Annotated in this window: 1 protein-coding gene; it reads left to right on the forward strand. The window is 62.1% G+C overall.

All coding sequences use genetic code 11. The features are described from left to right. The coding region (locus ABD283_RS14325; protein ID WP_344225604.1) for a DDE-type integrase/transposase/recombinase at positions 1 to 642 on the forward strand (642 nt) is incomplete at both ends.

Consider the following 642-nt stretch of genomic DNA (forward strand, 5'->3'; position numbering starts at 1 on the left):
GCTCTCGAGCCCCACGCTCATCACCCGGGGCCCTACCAGCGGCGTTGGTAGAACAAATCATCACCTTGCGCCAAGAACTCACCACCCAAGGCGCTGACGCCGGGCCGCTCACGATTGCCTGGCACCTAGAACAAGCCGGATACCGAGTGCCCTCAGATTCCACGATCCGGCGCGTGCTCCACCGGGCCGGGCTCATCACCCCAGCACCGGGTAAACGACCAAGATCCACCTACATCCGCTTCCAAGCCCAGGCGCCGAACGAGTGCTGGCAAGCCGATATCACCCACTGGTTCCTAGCCACCGGCACCCGGGTAGAAATCCTGGACTTCCTCGACGACCACTCCCGCTACCTACTGCACCTACGCACCCAAGTAGCGTTTACCGGCGCCGACATCGTCACCACCATGCAAGGCCTGATCAGCACCTATGGGCCACCAGCTTCGACCCTGACCGATAACGGGCTGGTCTTCACCGCCCGCCTAGCCGGCCGCAAGGGAGGCCGTAACGGGTTCGAGAAACTCTTAGAAGCCCACCACATCCACCAAAAGAACGGGGCACCAGGCCACCCACAAACCCAAGGGAAAATCGAACGCTTCCATCAAACCCTCAAACGCTGGCTCACCGCCCGACCGCTCCCTGACA

This window comes from Kocuria atrinae (genome assembly GCF_039531425.1).
Classification (GTDB): Bacteria; Actinomycetota; Actinomycetes; order Actinomycetales; family Micrococcaceae; genus Kocuria; species Kocuria atrinae.